Origin of the sequence: Pedobacter africanus, assembly GCF_040548825.1 — a bacterium.
Classification (GTDB): Bacteria; Bacteroidota; Bacteroidia; order Sphingobacteriales; family Sphingobacteriaceae; genus Pedobacter; species Pedobacter africanus_A.
The window spans coordinates 663264-683285 of the sequence record NZ_JBEPSL010000002.1 but is presented as its reverse complement, the minus strand read 5'-3'; the positions used below and the strand labels follow the sequence as shown (position 1 = coordinate 683285).

Sequence of the window (20022 nt, the reverse complement as noted above, 5' to 3'; positions counted from 1 at the left end):
ACATGGTATGAAAGCACCGGCTAAAGTTCTCTATTCTTTTGGTTTAGTATTATTTGTCGCAGTGCTGTGCTCCTCTTTTCAAAAAGAGAAGCCGGCAGCTGTGAAGTTTGTATTCCCGTATAAGCAGGCGGGACTTACCGAGCGGCAGGCCGCAGCGCACCTGCTCAGCAGGTTTACCTATGGGGCCAAAGCAGAGGATATTGATGAAGTGGTAAAGACCGGCCTGGAAAAATGGTTTAAGGAGCAACTGGATGGACAACAGAACGATCAGCTGCTGGATGGGAAACTGAAACAGTACGATGACATCAACCTGAGCAATACCGAGGTTGAAAACAAATATCCACGCCCCGGACAGGCCGTGAGGATGGCTGTTAAGGAAGGTTTTATCGACAAAGATTCTGTAAACAAAGCTGATGGAAAGGAATACCGGCAGCGGGTAAAGGCTTTTATGGACTCCAAGGGTTATAAACCGCAACAGGAACTTTACAGGCAGTTCTTTAACCAGAAAATATTACGGGCCGCCTACACCAATAACCAGCTCCATGAATTACTCACAGATTTCTGGTTCAACCATTTTAATGTTTCTTTAACAAAGAACCAATGCGCATCATTTGTTCCGGCATATGAACGTGATGTGATCCGTCCAAACGTAACGGGCAAATTTCAGACTTTGCTGATGGCTACGGCAAAATCGCCGGCCATGTTAATGTACCTCGACAATTTCTCGAGCAGCGGGCAGCCCCTGGCTGCAAATAATATGGAAATGCAGATGGGGGAAGGGCCTATGGCCAAAAAACGCCAGGCTGCAAGGGCCAGATTGATGGCAAATTCGCCTGCGCTGAAAAAATTACAGGCCAATAAGAAAAAACAGGGCGGATTAAATGAAAACTATGCACGTGAGGTAATGGAACTCCATACTTTAGGTGTTGATGGCGGTTACACCCAAAATGATGTCACACAAGCGGCCAGGATACTTACCGGCTGGACAATAGCGCCTATGGGCGAGAATGGCTACGGGTCGGCAGCTAAAAATCTGATGGAACGGGTTGGAGAAAGCACGCTCGAAAAACGCGGCTATGTACATGATGGCGATTTCCTGTTTGTGCCTACACGGCATGACAATAGTGAGAAAGTGGTATTGGGTAAACGCTTCCCTGCAAACAGAGGTTATGAGGAAGGCGTAGAACTCCTTACCATGCTGGCCCACCATCCCTCTACTGCCAAATTCATTTCCAAAAAACTGGCTACAAGGTTTGTAAACGATAATCCTTCGCTGCAGCTGGTTGATAAAATGGCCGGAGCATTTACCCGGACCGACGGCGACATCAGACAGGTAATGATTGCCATGGTTAGTGCCCCCGAGTTCTGGAACAAGGAAGCGCTGAGAGAAAAAACCAAATCACCGTTTGAACTGGCGATCAGTGCAGTCCGTAGCCTCAATGCAGAGATTACCCAGCCTTACCAGCTCTATGCATGGATAAATAAAATGGGGCAAAGGATGTATTATTATCAGGCACCAACCGGTTTTCCGGATAGGGGACAGTACTGGATCAATACCGGATCTTTGCTGAACCGCATGAACTTTGGACTGGCACTGGCTACCCAGCGCATCCCGGGAATTAAGATCAACCTGGCTTCTCTGAACAACAACCATGAACCGGAAAGCAGCGATGCGGCCCTGCTTACCTATAGTAAACTCATTATGCCGGAACGGAACCTGGAAGAAACGGTTAAACGTTTGAAACCCATGTTAAATGACCCTAACCTGGCGAATAAAGTAGAAAGTGCAGCAGCAAAAGCAACACCGCCGGCTGCCATGGATACCATGACCAATGAGGAGGAGGGAATGATGGCTGCAGAGAAAAAACCTAAAGGAAAGCCCGGTAAAAAGCAATACGGTAAAAACGCCGATGCCATGACAAGCCTTAACGGCAACAATAGCATGCTGGCCCAGGTGGTGGGTGTAATTATCGGCTCTCCTGAATTTCAACGTAAATAAACCTTAAAATACGATCATCATGACTTCAAGAAGAGGATTTATAAAAGCTGGCGGACTGGCCCTGTTTGGCATTGGATTGGGTGGTATCCCGGGTTTTTTGGCAGAAGCTGTAGCCGGAACAAAAGCGCCGGGCTTGTTTAAAAGGAAAAAGATCCTGGTGTGTATTTTTCAGCGAGGGGCCATGGATGGCCTGATGGCGGTAACACCTTTTACAGATAAATATTTAAAGGCGGCCAGGCCTACCCTGTTTATGGACGCAGCGAGGGGAAACGGAAAGGGGACACCTTTAATTGATCTGGATGGCCGTTTTGGTTTGCACCCTTCCATGGCTGCTTTTGAGCAGATGTTCAGGGAAAAAAGAATGGCCATTGTACACGGCATTGGCTCGCCCAACAGCACCCGTTCGCATTTTGATGCACAGGATTTTATGGAATCGGGCACACCTTTCAGAAAAGGGACCGAAAGTGGCTGGTTAAACAGGGCTGTAGGTTTATTAGGCCATGATGCTGCTACGCCGTTTCAGGGCGTAAGTTTAACCTCTTCCTTACCCAGGTCGTTCTATGGCGAAAATCCGGCGGTGGCCATCAGCAATCTCCAGGATTTTAACATTCAGCTGAGAGGAAATGTGAAAGGGGCAAATATGGCGGCAAAAAGCTTCGAAGATTTATATGATACCACTTCTTCCGGCTTGTTAAAAGAGACAGGAAAAGAAAGCTTTGATGCCATAAAAATGCTTCAGAAAGTAGATACAAAGAACTACAGACCATCAAACAATGCGGTATATCCGAATACCGCGCTGGGCAATTCATTGAAGCAGATTGCCCAGTTAATTAAAATGGATGTAGGCATGGAAGTGGCCTTTGCCGAATCAGGTGGATGGGACACGCACTTTAACCAGGGCGCAGAAACAGGAATTTTTGCCAGAAATGTGAACGACCTGAGCAGCAGCATTATGGCCTTCTGGGCAGATATGGGTACCTATCAGGATGATGTGACGGTAATGACCATGACCGAGTTTGGCCGTACGGTAAAGCAGAACGGCACCGGTGGAACAGACCATGGCCGCGGGTCTTGCAATTTTATCCTGGGCAATGGTGTAAACGGAGGATTGGTGCACGGACTGGTAAACCCGCTTGCTGTAGAAAACCTGGAAGATGGAAGGGACCTGGCGGTGACCACCGATTTCAGAAGCGTATTTAGCGAGGTGGCCGACAAACATTTGAATATCAATAACGATAAGGTGTTGTTCCCGGATTGGGAAGGTAACAAAATCGGTGTAATGCGCTAGCTTTTTCGACCCTATTTAATTTATCCTTATTTTAGTCGGGTGAAAAGAATTATTTTATCCTTGCTGGCTCTTGTTGCAATGGCCGCCTGTAACCAGCGAAATACAGCTGGCGGCGGGAACGTTGACAGTACCATGAACAGTTCGGTTGATACCACAGGAAAAACCGACTCTACTTGCTGTGATGCCAAACTGCCCAAGAGGTTTGGTTCACTGGGCCAGATAGATTCACTAGGCTCCGGAACAGCGCAGGGCAAAGCATCCCATGCCGGCATGAAGTTTATCCCTGCGGGTAGTTTTACAATGGGGGCGGCAGATCAGGAAGGCCGGCCCGATGAATACCCTGCACACCAGGTGTCAGTAAAAGGCTTCTGGATAGATGAAACCGAAGTAACCAATGCCCAGTTTGCCCGTTTTGTAAAGGCAACCGGCTATGTAACACAGGCAGAGCGCAAGCCGGATTGGGAGGAGCTTAAAAAACAATTGCCCCCGGGAACACCAAAACCTGCCGAAGAATTGTTGCAGCCTGCATCTTTAACTTTCAGAAAACCTGCCGGACGTGTAAACATCAATGATGTTTCGCAGTGGTGGAGCTGGACTGCAGGGGCAAGCTGGAAACATCCTCAGGGCCCCAAAAGCAATATCATAGGTAAAGAAAATTATCCCGTAACCCAGGTTTCATGGGTAGATGCAGCGGCATATGCCAAATGGGCGGGCAAAAGGTTACCAACAGAAGCCGAATGGGAATATGCGGCCAGAGGTGGCTTGAAAGGCAAGAAATACCCCTGGGGAGATGAAGCATTGGACAAGGGCAAGGTTAAAGCCAATACCTGGCAGGGCGAGTTCCCTTACAACGATTTAAAAACAGATGGCTTTTCGAGTGTGGCACCAGTTAAATCCTTCGCTGCAAATGCCTTCGGATTGTACGATATGGCCGGCAATGTATGGGAGTGGACGGCCGACTGGTATACTGCCGATTACTATAAGACATTAAAAGGGGCTATAAACGATCCTAAAGGGCCTGCTAAAAGCTACGACCCTGAAGAGCCTACAGTTCCTAAGAAAGTGATCAGGGGCGGTTCGTTTATGTGCCATTCTTCTTACTGCAAAGGATACAGGGTGAGTTCTAAAATGAAATCATCTATAGATACAGGCCTGGAAAATACCGGCTTCAGGTGCGTGGCCGATTAATCAGCGCGTTACCTGGGCGGTTCTCATGTATTTGGAAAAACGTAGCGGGAAGAAGCGTTTAAACCATACCCCTTTTACCTCTTTACCGCCGATGTAAACTTCCTCTTTGTTCTGCTGAATGGCCTGTATGATCAGTTTGGCGCATTCATCGGCCGGCATTCCACTGGCCTGACCTGCATCCATGGTTCCCTGCGGGCTACCATTACCGGTCAGCGCATTTACAGATACATTCGTTTTGATGAAGCCCGGGCATATAATGCTGATCTGGATGTTTTTGTCGAACAACTCTGCACGCAGGGAATCAAAATAGCCATGTAAGGCATGTTTGGAAGCCGAATACGCCGACCGCAAGCGTGTCCCGAATTTACCTACCAGGCTACTGATGCAAACAATCTTGCCGCCGCCTTTGGCAATCATGCCGGGCAACAAAGCCTTGCTTAATACAACCGTACCCCAGAAATTTACATTCATCAGTCGTTGCTCTGTCTGCAGCCCGGTTTCCAGGGCCAGGCTACGCTGACTAATACCGCCGCTGTTGATGAGCATGTCGACATAACCATAAATGCGTATGGCTTCCTGGGCTTTCTCAGCAAGCAATTCTGTCTTTTCCAGATCAAGCGGGAGTACATGAATGTTAACCGGACTTTTACAAGCGCTTTTAACCCTGTAAAGTTCGTCGCGGTTACGGGCCGAAATGATCAGTTTGGCGCCTGCATTGCTGTAAGCATAAACCAATGCTTCGCCAATGCCTGAAGATGCGCCGGTAATCCAGATGACTTTATTGTTCATGGTGTTGTGGTTTAATGATGATCGTCGGGTATTAAAAATAATTCTGAGGCAATATGATCAGCAAACAGCTTTCCTTCTTTAGTTAAGGTCAGGTGCTCGTTGTGGTTCACCAGCCATTGTTTTTCTACGAAAGGGCTGCTGTTTTTCAGGGTGTCTGCTAAGAAGTCCTTTCCGAAATCTGCTGCTATCTTTTGCAAGCTGCTGCCCCACATGGTACGCAGTGAGGTCATGACGTATTCGTTGAAACGGTCATAAATATCCAGTTCTTCAACGCTTTCGGCCAGGTCGCCGTTCTGCAAAGCGCTTAAATACGCTGCATTGTTGGCTATGTTCAGGTAACGTGTTTGCCCATCGAAGCCATGGGCCGAAGGACCGATGCCCAGGTAGGGGACACCCCGCCAGTAATTGGTATTGTGCACCGCGTACTTGCCTGGTTTGCTGAAATTGGAAATTTCGTAATGCTCAAATCCGGCTTCCTGTAATTTATCTGTAAGCCGGAGGAACTGTGCCGCGCTTTGTTCGTCGTTTACCGGGGTTTGTTTACCTGTTTTAATGGCTCTGGCCAGTGCGGTGCGTGGCTCAACGGTTAGGGAGTAGGCCGAAATGTGTGGCACCTGAAATTCAATAGCTTTTTGGATATTGCTGAGCCATTTGTTATCAGTTAGCAAAGGATAGCCATAAATCAGGTCGATGCTCAGGTTTTCAAAGCCTGCATCCTGACTCCGTTTGATGCAGCTTTCAGCTTCCGAAGCATTATGGGCGCGGTTCATCCAGATCAGGTCTTCTTCAAAAAAAGACTGGATGCCAATGCTGAAACGGTTTACAGGAAGCTGTCTGAGTTCTGCTATTTTTTTTGCGTTGAGGTCGTCCGGGTTGGCCTCAATGGTAATTTCCGCATCCGAAGCAATGGAAAAGTGCTGGGTCAGGGTGCCGAAGATCTTTTCAAATGCTTTGGAGGAAAGTACAGAAGGTGTTCCGCCACCAAAATAAATACTGCCTACCTGCCCGTTTATCCGGTCTTTCTTTTTGATGAGTTCTGCGCATATAGCATCCGTCATTTCATCTGCATATTTTAATGAGGTACTGAAATGGAAATCGCAGTAGGTGCATGCTTTTTTGCAGAAAGGGACGTGGATGTAAATTCCGGACATTGGGCAAAGGTACGGGCAAATGTGATTATCCGGATGTGTTTTTGTCAACTTCCTGGCATTTTATGCTATTTTTGAAACCTGCTAAAATTTACAGGCTTATATTTTAAATTGCTTAATTAGCAGAATAACAGCTAATTTTGTAATTGCTGGATAAAATCGGTATTTTAAATAGAAATTAATTTAGGAATATGCTGGCTTATGGTTCATTTTCAGACTCAGAACTCCTTACGCTTCTCAGAGAGGGTGATGCCAGTGCCTACACTGTAATTTACAACCGTTATTTTGAAGAACTTTACATTCATGCCTGCCAGCGCCTGCACGATAGGGACGAAGCCCAGGATGTGATCCATGAACTTTTTGCGGCGCTTTGGAATAAAAAAGAAACGTTGGAGATCAAATCCAGTCTGGCCGCTTACCTGTACACTTCGGTGCGGAACCGGATCATGGATGTGATTGCCCATCAGCAGGTAGAAACTAAATATGTAAGTTCACTACAAAATTTTATAGAGACGGGCTATTGTATTACAGACCATCAGGTTAGGGAGCGACAGCTGACGGCCCTGATCGAAAAAGGGATCTCGGAGCTTCCACCCAAGATGAGGGAAATATTTGAACTGAGCCGTAAACATGTAATGAGCCATAAAGAAATTGCGCTTCAATTGAATTTATCTGAGCAGACCGTTCGGAAACAAGTAAACAATGCCCTCAAAATATTGCGTTTAAAGCTTGGAATGATGTTATTCCTGGTTGTATAAAATTAATTTTAAATTTTTATTATTTTTTTCTACCCCCTACCTACCGCTCTCGCCGTCTATCATTTAAACGGGTAATTTTAAATATTGTAATGCAAAATAGAGAAGCGAAGGAATTGTTAAAGAAATACAGGGAAGGCAGCTGTACCGCAGAAGAGATTGCGTTACTGGAAAGCTGGTACCTGGAATATGAGGATGAGACTAAACCCGATTTTACGCCTGAAGCGATAGCCGAAGAAAAGTCTCGGATATGGCAGAGCCTGCCTGTGCATCAGAAACAGGTTAAGCGCATGGTGCTTTGGCCATGGATTGCGGCAGCCTCTGTAATATTGTGTGTAACGCTGGCGTTGCTTTTTCAGAAAAAAGATAAGCAGGCGGCTGATACCGCAACTGTTAAAATACTGCCTGGCGGCAATAATGCCATTCTTACCTTGGCAAACGGGTCAAAAATATCATTAAACGATGCGGCAAATGGAAATCTGGCCAGCCAGTCGGGCATTACGGTAACCAAAACCAGTGACGGGCAGCTGGTGTACCAGGTTGGTATAAGTGCCAAAGAAACACGAGTGGTTGAGTACAATACCGTTACTACACCAAAGGGCGGACAATACCAGGTTAACTTGCCTGATGGTACTAAAGTCTGGTTAAATGCGGCCTCTTCTCTCACCTTTCCGGTTGCTTTTGCTGCCAGCGAGCGTCAGGTTAAATTAACAGGGGAAGCTTATTTTGAAGTGGCGCATAACAAAGAAAAACCTTTTAAAGTAAGCTCAGATAAACAGAACGTTACTGTTTTGGGTACCCATTTTAACGTAAGTGCTTATAAAGACGACGATGAGATTCGCACTACCTTGCTGGAAGGTAAAGTTAAGGTACAGCTTAGTGAAATAGATGCGTCTGCTGTGTTGAGGCCGGGCGAGCAAGGTGTACTGAAAGGCCGGACGTTCAATACGAGGTTTGTAAATACAGAAAATGAAATTGCCTGGGTAAACAATGCATTTGTGTTTGATAATGAGGAGCTGGGCAGCATTATGCGCAAGATAGCCAGGTGGTACGATGTTGAGGTAGTTTGTCCCGAAGAGTTGGAAAAAATGGAGTTTTCGGGTACCGGCTCCAGAAGTAAAAGTATTCAGAATGCCCTTAAAATAATGGAATTAACAGAGAGTGTACATTTTAAATTTGAAGGAAGGAGGATTACTGTGATGCCATAATTCTACCTGCCACAACAGTAAACCCCGGACAAAAAAAATCCAGGAGCGGTTGCGACGCCCCTGAATTGTATTTTACTCGTAATGAGTAGCCGTTCGGGTAATCCTGTTCAAATAAATCGACTTTACTAAACATTGGAACTAAACCCAAACTAAACAAATGTATGAATTTTTACATGACATTTAAGCATTGCTTAAAAGGCAGTGTTTATGCCAATATTTCATTAAAATTGAAACTGACCTTTATCATTATGACCACTGTAATTCTGCAGGTTAGCGCAGCCGGCTATGCCCAGATTACATTAAAGGAAAAAGGAGCTCCTCTGGAGCAGATCATACAGCGCATCAGAAAGCAGACTGGCTATGACTTTTTCTACAATGCGAGTATGATCTCTAAAGCCAACCCGGTAACCATTAACGTTAAAAACGCTTCGGTAAAAGAGGTACTAGACCTTTGTTTTGCCGGACAATCGCTCACTTATAGAATTGAACAGAACACCATTATTGTGCAGAATGCACGTACGCAACAACTGCTTACGCGGGCAATCGTATTTCTGGGTAAGGTTGTTGATAAAAAGGGCAAAGCTATTCCTGGGGCATCCATCAGAATAAAAGGGATGACAGGAAGATCGGTTGCCAGTGGGATAGATGGAACTTTCCGGATTATATTAAATTCTAAAGATGATGTGCTGTTGATCTCTTACGTTGGTTTCAAAACTCAGGAGGTGAAAGTTGTACCTGATTTTCCCGCAGGAGCTTACAGGGTAATCATACTGGAAGAGGATGAGAACCTGATTAACGAGGTGATCGTAACCGGTACCGGTATCACCCGTAATAAAAATAGCTTTACCGGTGCCACTGCTTCTTATACCGGTGAACAATTAAAAGCTGTAGGTAACCAGAACATTATACAGGGCCTACGCGCATTAGATCCTTCTTTTATCCAGTTAGAGAACAATCGTTTTGGTTCCAATCCTAACGTATTGCCAAACATAGAGATTCGTGGTAAAACCAGTATTTCGTCTGCCTTACAGGATCAGTTTGCATCCGACCCCAATCAGCCGTTGTTTATCCTTGATGGATTTGAAACTTCGTTGAGGACTATCGTTGATTTAAATATGAACCGTATCGCCTCTGTTACCATTCTGAAAGATGCAGCTTCTACAGCGATGTATGGCTCTAAGGCTTCAAATGGAGTAGTGGTTATTGAAACCGTTAAACCCAAGTCAGGGGAAATGCGGTTAAATTACAGCAGTGACTTTAATGTCGAAGCACCTGATCTGAGTGGCTATAACATGATGAATGCAGAAGAAAAAATGGAGTTTGAAAGATTGTCTGGAAGATATACCTATTATTTGGGGCCAGATGTTTATCCGACTGGTCAGATTTATCTTGATTCATTGTATAGTGTACGTTTGGCTGAAGTGCGGAGAGGGGTAAATACCTACTGGCTGAATGAGCCTGTCCAGACAGGTTTTTCACAAAGACATTCCATATACGCCGATGGTGGAGATGAATCTTTACGGTATGGCGTGGGTGCCAGCTATAAAAAAACTTCAGGAGCAATGAAAGGTTCTGGAAGAGAAGACTGGGCCGGGAATATTGACCTGACTTACAGGAAGGGTAAATTCAACATCTCCAATCAGCTTTATATCAATGGTTATAAAGGTGATGAATCACCTTATGGTTCTTTTGCCAATTTCGTAAATGCAAACCCATACTACAGAAAGGACAATCCGGAAGCCCGTTATCTTGAAGAAAGCCGGGACAATAGGATTCTGTTCCTTTATAAGGTAACCAATCCTTTATACAATGCTGCATTGAATAATGTGAACAGCACAAAAAATATCGCTATACAAAATAACCTGCAGATGATCGTTGAGCTTAGCCAGGATCTGCGTTTGCAAGGAGCTGTGCAATTGCAGAAAGGTGTTACAACAGGGTTGAAATTCTTATCGCCTCTTCATACTTCATTTGATAACACCAATATCTTCGAAAAAGGCTCTTACAACAACAGCAGAACTGACAACTTTAGTTACAATGCGAATGCGATGTTAACTTATGGTAAGGTGTTTAATGGGATACATTCGTTAACAGCAAACCTTAGAGCAGATATCAGGCATAACGATAACAAAAACGTGGCATTCTCTGTAGTAGGTTTTCCTGCTTCCAGTAACGGAAACCCAAGTTTTGCCTACAGTTATAAACCAGATTCACGTCCCTCTACTGCTTTGAGCACTACCCGGACCAATTCCATTCTGGCATCTGCTAACTATGCCTACAAAGGACGATACCTGGCTGATTTTTCATTCAGGTATGATGGTTCGACAGCCTTTGGCTCCAATAAAAAATATTCTCCTTATTTAAGTGGTGGCCTGGGCTGGAATATTCACAATGAGGAATTTATGAAAAAAGTAGACTGGATAAATACTTTCCGTATTGTCGGTAATATCGGTAAAACAGGTAATCAGAATTTTGCTTCGGTTTCTTCTATTTCAACTTATGGGTATGACTCTTACATCAATATATACGGACAAGGTGTTACGCTGAATTCACTGGGTAATCCAAACCTGAGATGGCAGAATTCAGTGCAGACCAACCTGGGTACTGACATTGTAATGTTCAGGAACAAGCTGGCTTTAAATGTGAATGCCTATACTAAGAAAACCGACCCATTGGTAGTTGCAGTTGATCTTCCTTCATCAACAGGAATTAAAGCCTATCCGATGAATGCGGGATACCTGGATACCAAGGGGCTGGAAGCTACGGTGAAGTATTCGCCGATATACAGACCCGAAGATAGAGTAGTATGGACGCTGGGCTTAACGGGAACTGCCTATAAAAGTACTTATGGAGGCTTCAACAACCAACTGGCCTCCCTGAATACAGCACAGCAAAACAGTAAAGGGTTAATCCGCTATAAAGATGGTTATAGCCCGCAGGATATCTGGGCTGTTCAATCTAAAGGAATTGACCCTTCAACAGGGCAGGAAGTATTTTTAAGGAGCGATGGGCAATACACTTTTATTTACAGTACCAATGATATTGTAAGGGTAGGTAGTGAGCAACCCCAGGTAGAGGGGGTTTTTAGCAGTAACCTTACCTATAAAGGTTTTAACCTGGGTATAAACCTGAGGTATATCATTGGACGTGATGTTTTTAATTCAGCACTATACGACAAAGTAGAAAATATCAATGTACAAGGGTTAGCTAACAATCAGGACAGGCGGGCGTTATATGATCGCTGGCAAAAACCAGGAGATATTGCCCAGTTCAAGGCCATTTCCCTGACTACTGAAACCCCAATGTCATCTCGTTTTGTACAAACAGAGCATATGTTGAGCGGAGAGTCGCTTAGTTTTGGATATAATTTCCAGACCAGCGCCTGGTTAAAAAAATTAGGCCTCTCCTCATTACGTTTGAACGGCTACACCAACGAGATCTTTCGTTTTTCAACCGTTCGCCGCGAACGTGGGATCGAATATCCATTTGCGAGGTCTGTATCATTTAGTTTGAACGCAAGCTTTTAATTTATCAGTTATGAAAAGATTATTAAAAAATACCATTGTAATGCTTGCCTTGCTGGCATTGTTTCCTTTTATGTCCTGCAAAAAATGGCTGGATGTTCAGCCCGAGGACAAATTTACTGAAAAGCAGATTTTTTCAACCCGGCAAGGGATTGCCGAGGCGCTGAATGGCATTTACCTGGATATGGGAAAAGCAAGGCTGTATGGGGCAAGTTTGACCAGTACTATCGTGGATATCTTTGCCCAGCGCTATAATGTTACCTCGCTACACGATCTTAACAAGTACCAGACTTATACCTATGACGATAAGGATGTAAAGCCAGTGATAGATAACATTTGGACAAATACCTATATCAATGTGGTCAATGCCAATAAGTTTATTCAGAACCTGGATGCCTATCCTGGTGTATTGGATAAGCAAACAGATTCTTTATTCAGGGGAGAAGCATATGCACTCCGCGCTTTTCTTCAGTTTGATATGCTCAGATTATTTGGGCCTGTATACCGTACAGCAGACTCAACTAAAACGGCTATTCCTTATTATACCAGTGCTGGTACTGATGTGAGTGAAATTTCTCCTGCAAACCAGGTGATGCAAAAGGTGATTGCTGATCTTAAAACAGCGGAAGCACTGTTGAAAAGTGACCCGATCAGAAAAGTAGGGGTAATTAAAACTTCAGACTATAATTACCTGACTTATCGCAATTACCGGTTAAACTATTATGCGGTTAAAGGAGTACAGGCCAGGGTTTATCTGTACCGGGGCGACAGGGTTTCCGCATTGGCGGCGGCTAAAGAAGTAATAGATAATTCTGCCAAATTCCCCTGGATTACGCCTGGTCAGATCTTATCTGAAAAAGTAAACCCAAACCGTGTGTTTAGCAGCGAAATTCTTTTTGGGTTACAAACGTTAGATCTCTACGATGTTTACAGGGATTATTTTGCCCCTGATCTGGAGGACAAAAAAATACTGGCGCCATTGGATGCACGGTTGAAAACAACTTTTGAGAATAATGAAAACGACTACCGTTATAATCCCAATTGGATGCTTACCGGAATTGGTGGTAAATCTTATAGAACGCTTTTTAAATATGCGGATATCAGTGACAAAACAAGGGACTACAGGTTTACCATTTCATTGATCAGGCTAAGTGAAATGTATTATATCGCTGCCGAAAGTGAGCAGAATGTGAGTTATTTAAATACGGTAAGAAACAACAGGGGTTTACTCAATTTGGCAGGTACAGCTAATCTTACTACAGAGTTGTTAAAGGAGTACCAAAAGGAATTTTTTGGTGAAGGACAGCTTTGGTATTATTATAAGCGGTTGAACAGCACTACCATCCCAAATCCATTATCGGCAAGCGGTAACGTGACTATGAATGCCACAAAGTATGTAGTACCACTGCCTTTGTCTGAATTAAACCCTAGATAATAAATCCGGATATCATGAAGAAAAAAGTATACATAATGGTTATGATGCTGGCATTTTTCGCCGCATTTGTATCCTGTAAAAAAGACCTGAAGACCTATGACGGTGTAGATGGTATTTATTTCCTGAATGCCATGGTTGCTGTTAATCAGAACCCGGTTAACGACAGTACAATCGTATCATTTGGCTATGTTAAGCCCGAAAAAAAAGACTCTGTGTTTTTCCTGGCGGTAAGGGCTGCCGGCGCCCCGGCAAAAAATGACAGGGAATTTAAGTTGACTATTGACCCCTCTTCAACTGCTGTAGAAGGTACTCATTACAATTTTTTAAATAGGGATTTTGTTATACGGGCCAATGAGACGATAGGCCTTATCCCTGTAAAACTGAACCGTACGGCCGAAATGAGTGGCAAAGCTTTTATGCTGCGTCTGAAACTGGAAGAAAACGCCAATTTTAAAACGCCAATGCAGGATGTCGTGGTCAATAGTACCACAGGTAAGAAGAGGAGTTACGTTCAGCACAGCATTTGGTTTGATGATATCTTGAGAAAACCTAAATCATGGCTGGATGGGTATTTGGGTACATTCAGCAGGAAAAAACTGTTTCTGATGGCCGAGATTGCTGAAATTAAGAATTTAAGTGATCTGGATAATACGACCATAACTACCATCCCTAAAACCATCTATTACGGCACTTTCATGCAGCGTTACCTGAATGAAATGAAAGCCGCCGGGAAAACCATTTATGAAGATAATGGCAGTGAAATGATTATGGGTCCATCAGTTCAATAATTTCAAAAAAAGACAAATATGCTTAAATATCAATATATAAAATATGCATTATGCTTTTTAATGCTGTTTGCCGCATTTTCCTGCAAAAAGGATACAGGTAATTATGATTATCATGAAATCAATTCAGTAGATTTCTCAGGTATAAATTCCTCTTATAATGCCCTTCTTGGTCAGAAATTTCAGATCAATCCGGTACTGAAATTTAGCCTCGATAATTCGGGAAATGCCGACCGCTATAGTTATGAATGGTTTGCATTGAACAAGGCAGACGTTTTGCCTGCAGAAAAAAGGAAAAACCTGGCAACAACACGCAACCTGGATATTGTACTTCAAATCCCATCGGGCGTATACGACGTCTATTACAACGTAACAGATAAAGAGACAGGGGTTACCTACCGGACCACTTTTGTATTGAGGGTGGAAACGACCATTTATGAAGGATGGATGGTGATGAATGATGTTAATGGGAATGCCAGGGTTGATATGATCTCGAAGATCAATGACCAATATACTACGATCTTCGATGTGCTTGGTACAACGGGGTCAGAATTGGCATTAAAAGGAAAGCCGCTAAGTGTAAATTGTTATACCTATAACTTTTCCACTTATGGTATTTATTTCTCAACAGATCAGGGGACGAATAGGGTAGATCCTGAAACTTTTAAATGGAAAAATACCTACAATCTTGCCTATGAAGTAGTGGCAAATGTACCGGCAGGTTTCCATGCAGATTTTCTTGCCCCTGTTAAAATTGAAACGGGGAATTCCTACATGTATTCAGGCGGCAATGTTTATTATTATTTTTATATCTATCAGATCAATTACGGAACACCAATTAACCTGGTTAAAGGGGAGTCAACCAGTTTCAGGGCAGCGCCTTTTGTGATTTCTTTAAGGGATCCCGCAACATTTACGGCTACTGCGGTGATGTTTGATGTAGATAAGAAACGGTTTTTAAGGCATAACAACAACGATGCAAACGTTTCTACTTTCTCTGCCAATTCACTTTTTGACTTTAACAATGTTGGAATGGATCTGCTGCATATGGAATATTCTCCATTTAACGGGGGAGATGTTTTTGCGATATTGAAGAACCCTGCAGGTAAGATTTACCTGGCCAGGTTTAATGCCTCAACCGGTATCCAGACCTATTTCGACGAGATTCAGGCAACAGATATTGCTGTTGCAGAGAAATTTGCGGTAAGCCCGGTGTATGGTTATTTGTTCTATAGTGCAGGCGGTAAAGTATATGAATACGATACTTCTTTGAAAACGAGCAAACTGATGCTGAACAAAGGCGCAGAGAAGATCAGCCTGATGAAGTTTCATGAATTTGGAAGAGCTGGAAGCAGCAGGCCTTACTATCAAAGCAGGAGAAACCAGCTGATGGTTTGTAGCTACGATCCGGCACTTCCGGCAGATAAAAACGGGAAAATGGAATTGTTTGAAGTTCCTTCCTTGAATGGCGACCTGGTGAAAGGAGAGACTTATTCAGGCTTTGGTAAAATCGTAAGCGTTGATTACAGAGAACGGTAAGCTTGGGTAAACCTTAAAATCATAAACACACAACCACTATAATTAAATATGAACTTAAAAAAAGTATGCAGTTCGGCAATGTTGTTATTGGCAACATTGCCTGCACTTGCCCAGTTGCCGGTAGAGATTACCGGGCAGTTGAACAAAGAGAGAAAAAGCCCTGTAAAGCTATTTAAAGTAGTAGAGGGCCGTCCGGTAGAAATAGCGGCGTCTACACCGGCAGAAAAAGGCGGTTTTGGTTTCCTCTTTTACCCTGAATATGAAGGCTTTTATCTTGTGGGGACAGGCACGGCTTTGAGCCCGAACGATAGTTATAAATTCTATTTCAAGGCAGGGGATAAACTTTCCTTCTCTATCACCGATTCCAGCTATGTGTTAAATGGTAAACTGAATTCCAAAGAGAACGTTGTCATGACCCAGTGGCATGATCTGGCACGTCCGCTGGAGGAAAAATCGATCAACTTCCACAGGAACGTCAGCACCTTCGTTGATTTCTTCCCTCAACTGGAAACCATTGCTGCAAAGTCGAAAACCTTCCTGAATGGCAAAGCCACAGGGAATGCCAAATTCGATAAGCTGATGAAAGCAAACATAAATTGGGATATGTCGCAATATGCAGTTAATTTTCTGAATACACCACGGAGTGCCCACCCATCGGTAGAGGAGTTCAGTCCTTATTATGCAACGCTGAAAGCTCAGGATTTTGCTAAAAATACGGCGGGACTTTACGGACAACCCTGGGGCGCACGTATACTGGAAGGACTGACTATGGTAAATATGAGGCAGCAGGACATGAAGATCATGGGCGGAATGGAAGGATTAAAAAATAGCCTGTCTTTTGTTCCTAATGATACGCTCAAAGGGGATGTGGTATTAAAAACTGCCGCCAACCTGAGAAGTTACAATGATTATACAGAGCTGATGAATGCTTATGGCAAATACCTGCTGACCAAAGATCAGCAGCAGAAAAGCCGTGATATCCTGGCTCCACTGGCTTCCCTGAAACCGGGCGGCCCGGCCTTTGCTTTTTCTTATCCGGATAAAGATGGTAAAACGGTTACTATGGCCGACCTGAAAGGGAAAGTAATATTGGTTGATGTATGGGCAACCTGGTGCGGGCCATGCAAAGCAGAAATTCCTCACCTTAAAAAACTGGAAGAAGAAATGAAAGGTACAGATGTACAGGTGGTGAGTATTTCTGTTGATGAGGCAAAGGATAAAGAGAAATGGCTTAAGATGATCAAGGATGAGAACCTGGGTGGCCTGCAGCTCTTTGCCACCGGCTGGGGCGATATTGCCAAATATTATCAGATCAAAGGCATCCCTCGCTTTATGGTATTTGACCGTAATGGTAAGATTGTAACTACTGATTCGCCGAGACCATCTAATCCGGAACTTAAAAAACTGCTGGAAAAAACACTGGCGACAAAATAAATAACAAGCCTGGTTTTGATGATGTTCAAACCAGGCTTGTTCTTCTAACCAGACGATATGAACTCAATGAACAAACCGGTGACCTCCTTTTTCCTGGGGATGGTTATGATGCTTTTATCGGTAACTGCTGTTGGCAAAGAAGTTGCCCGCATTCCTTTTGAAAGCCATAACGGCACCATTATCCTTACCGTAAAATTGAACGATTTTCCGCGCCCCTTGAGATTGTTGTTTGATACAGGCGCAGATGGTATGGCTGTAAGCCAGGGACTGGCAGATTCCATAGGCTTAAAAGTAAGCCGGACACAGAAAGCATCCGTAGTCGGAGGCTCTGTAGATATATCCGTTTCCAGCGGCAATACCGTTCATATGGGCGATTTTGACTTTAAGAACCAGAGCATCGCCATATTTAAAGAAATGCATAAAGAAGGAACCGATGGCATTATTGGCAATACCCTTGCCCGGCACTATATTGTGAAGGTTGATTATGACCGTAAAGAAATGCTGTTGTATAACTTTGGCGACCTTGAAGAAAAGGGAGGTCAGGCCATCCCTTTTACCATCCCTTCCGGGTTATTTATTATTCCCGGTACTTTGAGCATTACAACCGATCAGCCGCATACCGGCAATTTTGTATTTGATACTGGGGCAGCTTACAACCTGATCTGCTTCAGACCATTTGTTAAACAGCATAAATTGCTGGTGAGTGGTTTTAAAGCGGATAGCCATGGCAGTACGATGAGTATGGGCATGAACACGCCTACATTTGCCGGAAAGGCTGCTGCCTTTTCTTTTTCAAATGTGGAGCCCATTAAAAATATGTCGGTTACAATGATGGCCGGAGGAGGGCAAAGCGAAAGCTGGAACCCCGGCTTTGATGGCTCTATCGGTGTCGGGCTGATCAGCAAATACAACTTTACCATCAATATGCAAAAGAAAGAGATCTATCTGATTTCTAACCAAAACTATAAGAAATGAAAACACTTAAAATCTATTTAAGCCTGATGTTGCTGGTTTTAACAGCCAGTGCACAGGAAGGTCAATTTACTACAACAACGGATTGGAAAGGTTTGCTGGCCCAGGCAAAAAAAGAAAACAAAATGGTATTTGTTGACGCCTATTTTGTAGGTTGTCATCCTTGCAAGCAGATGGACGACGAGGTTTTTCCTTTACCTGCAGTGATAAAACAGATGAAGGACAATTTTGTAAGTGTCAAGATAGATTTCCTTAAGGAAGATCTTGGAAAAGAATTACAGGTAAAATATATGGTTACCGGTTTTCCTACTTTTTTATTGCTGAACAACGACGGACAGCTGGTAACCAAATTTGGAGGCTATAAAGAGGCCGATGAATTTCAGGGTTTGCTGAATGATGCAGTTGTAAAGTCAAAAAAAGGTATTGCCTTGAAAGGTTTTAGTCCGACACTTGATGTACCCCACGCCGATTTTTATAAGGCCATGTTTGTAGATCACAAACCGGTTGACCCGGATAAGCTGATCCCTTACATTAAGGGAAAAGATATTCTTGCTGAAGTGAATGCAGTTCCATTTCTAATGACCAGATCGCTGAATGCGGAACTTTCAGATCTGCTGCTGAAAAACTATAGCAAGTTTGAGGCTTTGTATGGAAAGGAACTGGTATATGCACGCCGCAATGAGATCATGGCTGCCAGAATTAAAACTGAAATCCCGGAAAAGAATGAACTGAAGTTTGAGATGTTTCTGGATAAAGTAAAACCTTTATTTTCTGCTGCAGACTGGCCTTATGCCCGCCTGGATATGGCTGAGGCTTATTACTACAGGCAACTGAAAGACCGCAAGGCATTTTTTAAATATGCTGCCAGGAATTTTAACGATGATGACAATAAGATCCGTTATATGGCTATGTATCTGCATGGAGCCGATGTTGATGAAGAAGAAAAACAGCTTTTTGGGGACTGGATGATCAAAGTGGTTTCAGAAAAATCACCTTATTCCGTATTGGCTACGGCAGCGAGTATGATGAAAAAGCAGAACGACCCTGAAAAGGCCAAAAAATATGCCAGCTGGGGTATTGAAAAAGGTAAATTGATCAATAAGCCTACCAAATATTTCGAAGAATTAATGAATTGACCGCTTAAATACGCCCCCTTACCCTTGGAGGATTGTAGATGAATAGACAACTAAATATTTACATATGAACTTTTCTTTCCCTGTATTTTGCATATTAATAGCACAATCTTTTTCAGTATTTGCACAAGCACCTAAATTACAATCTGAAAGTATTTGGGCAAAGAGCATTAAAATTGATGGAAACATAAACGAATGGCAAAACCCTTTAAAGGGGTATGACAAAAAAACTAAGATTGCATACAGCATAGCGAATGATGGCCAGCATATTTATCTGGCAATTAAGACCTCGAATAGCAACAAGGCGCGTGCTGGTGGGATTACTTTTGGAATAAATACAAAAGAAGTCAGTTTCCCATATAATCCTGCCCGGGAACTTTTCAAATACTCTTCAAATCCTGCCAACAAGGGTAAGAAATTCTTGAACAAACCGGAAGATTTTAAGCAGATTGAATTGAGCGGATTTAAGACCATTAATAAATCTGTTATTTCTATTTATAATGAATATGGGATCAGGGCTGCAATTATTGAGGATGAACAGAAAAATTACACTTACGAACTTGCTGTTCCTTTGAAGCTGTTCGATTTAAACCCAGATCAGGCAGCTTCATTTGGCTATATCATTAAATTAAGAGGAATCGTAGTGCCTGAAAATAATAGTAAGCTTGTCCATAAAGAAGGGCGCAGCAGAAAGATGGAACAGGAATTAGAAGAACAAATGACTGATTTTAAAAGGCCGACACAATTTGCCGGTAAATACAAACTGGCCTTGAAACAATGATGATGTGTTATCAGAAATGTATATTACTCATTCTGATTTTTAGC

15 protein-coding genes are annotated in these 20022 nt (G+C 43.3%); 13 read left to right on the top strand and 2 right to left on the bottom strand.

The window, feature by feature from the left end:
• Positions 1-7 precede the first annotated feature (7 nt).
• The 3 genes from ABIE26_RS13035 to ABIE26_RS13025 are packed head-to-tail and all read left to right on the top strand — an operon-like array spanning position 8 to position 4475.
• Positions 8-1999: a DUF1800 domain-containing protein gene (locus tag ABIE26_RS13035; RefSeq protein WP_310142284.1), complete on the top strand. Its 1992-nt coding sequence runs from the start codon at positions 8-10 to the stop codon at positions 1997-1999.
• Between the two features lie 19 nt (positions 2000-2018).
• Positions 2019-3287 carry a DUF1501 domain-containing protein gene (locus ABIE26_RS13030; RefSeq protein WP_310142286.1) on the top strand — a complete coding sequence of 423 codons (1269 nt, stop codon included), beginning with the start codon at positions 2019-2021 and terminating at the stop codon, positions 3285-3287.
• Positions 3288-3326: 39 nt separating this feature from the next.
• Entirely contained in the window at positions 3327-4475 is a 1149-nt protein-coding gene (locus ABIE26_RS13025; RefSeq protein WP_310142288.1) for a formylglycine-generating enzyme family protein, read from the top strand.
• On the opposite strand, the gene ABIE26_RS13020 is transcribed toward ABIE26_RS13025, so the two are convergent.
• Together ABIE26_RS13020 and hemW are read right to left on the bottom strand one after the other, a co-directional pair.
• Positions 4476-5264, bottom strand: coding sequence for an SDR family oxidoreductase (locus tag ABIE26_RS13020; RefSeq protein ID WP_310142289.1), 789 nt, complete (start codon positions 5262-5264; stop codon positions 4476-4478).
• 11 nt (positions 5265-5275) lie between these two features.
• Positions 5276-6415 carry a radical SAM family heme chaperone HemW gene (gene hemW / locus ABIE26_RS13015; RefSeq protein WP_310142291.1) on the bottom strand — a complete coding sequence of 380 codons (1140 nt, stop codon included), beginning with the start codon at positions 6413-6415 and terminating at the stop codon, positions 5276-5278.
• A gap of 188 nt (positions 6416-6603) precedes the next feature.
• Here hemW and ABIE26_RS13010 point away from each other — a divergent pair, with 188 nt between their 5' ends.
• The 10 genes from ABIE26_RS13010 to ABIE26_RS12965 all read left to right on the top strand — a co-directional run bounded on the left by ABIE26_RS13010 (position 6604) and on the right by ABIE26_RS12965 (position 19978).
• The gene (locus ABIE26_RS13010) at positions 6604-7170 is read left to right on the top strand and encodes an RNA polymerase sigma-70 factor (protein WP_354375763.1); all 567 of its coding nucleotides are present in this window, start codon (positions 6604-6606) and stop codon (positions 7168-7170) included.
• Between the two features lie 89 nt (positions 7171-7259).
• Complete coding sequence (locus tag ABIE26_RS13005; RefSeq protein ID WP_310142294.1) at positions 7260-8375, top strand: FecR family protein; 1116 nt, start codon at positions 7260-7262, stop codon at positions 8373-8375.
• 161 nt (positions 8376-8536) lie between these two features.
• Entirely contained in the window at positions 8537-11902 is a 3366-nt protein-coding gene (locus ABIE26_RS13000) for a SusC/RagA family TonB-linked outer membrane protein (protein WP_310142296.1), read from the top strand.
• A 10-nt stretch (positions 11903-11912) separates the two neighbouring features.
• Complete coding sequence (locus tag ABIE26_RS12995) at positions 11913-13334, top strand: RagB/SusD family nutrient uptake outer membrane protein (protein WP_310142298.1); 1422 nt, start codon at positions 11913-11915, stop codon at positions 13332-13334.
• 14 nt (positions 13335-13348) lie between these two features.
• Positions 13349-14122 carry a DUF4843 domain-containing protein gene (locus ABIE26_RS12990; RefSeq protein WP_310142299.1) on the top strand — a complete coding sequence of 258 codons (774 nt, stop codon included), beginning with the start codon at positions 13349-13351 and terminating at the stop codon, positions 14120-14122.
• A gap of 18 nt (positions 14123-14140) precedes the next feature.
• Positions 14141-15658, top strand: a complete 1518-nt coding sequence (locus ABIE26_RS12985; protein ID WP_310142300.1) for a PKD-like family lipoprotein — start codon at positions 14141-14143, stop codon at positions 15656-15658.
• Positions 15659-15706: 48 nt separating this feature from the next.
• Positions 15707-17092 carry a TlpA family protein disulfide reductase gene (locus tag ABIE26_RS12980; protein ID WP_310142301.1) on the top strand — a complete coding sequence of 462 codons (1386 nt, stop codon included), beginning with the start codon at positions 15707-15709 and terminating at the stop codon, positions 17090-17092.
• A gap of 57 nt (positions 17093-17149) precedes the next feature.
• Positions 17150-18067: a retropepsin-like aspartic protease gene (locus ABIE26_RS12975; RefSeq protein WP_310142303.1), complete on the top strand. Its 918-nt coding sequence runs from the start codon at positions 17150-17152 to the stop codon at positions 18065-18067.
• Positions 18064-19200 (top strand): thioredoxin family protein, encoded by a 1137-nt coding sequence (locus ABIE26_RS12970; protein WP_310142304.1) that lies wholly within the window; start codon positions 18064-18066, stop codon positions 19198-19200. Before ABIE26_RS12975 ends, ABIE26_RS12970 begins: the two co-directional genes overlap by 4 nt.
• Before the next feature lie 64 nt (positions 19201-19264).
• Positions 19265-19978, top strand: a complete 714-nt coding sequence (locus ABIE26_RS12965) for a hypothetical protein (protein WP_310142306.1) — start codon at positions 19265-19267, stop codon at positions 19976-19978.
• Positions 19979-20022 lie beyond the last annotated feature (44 nt).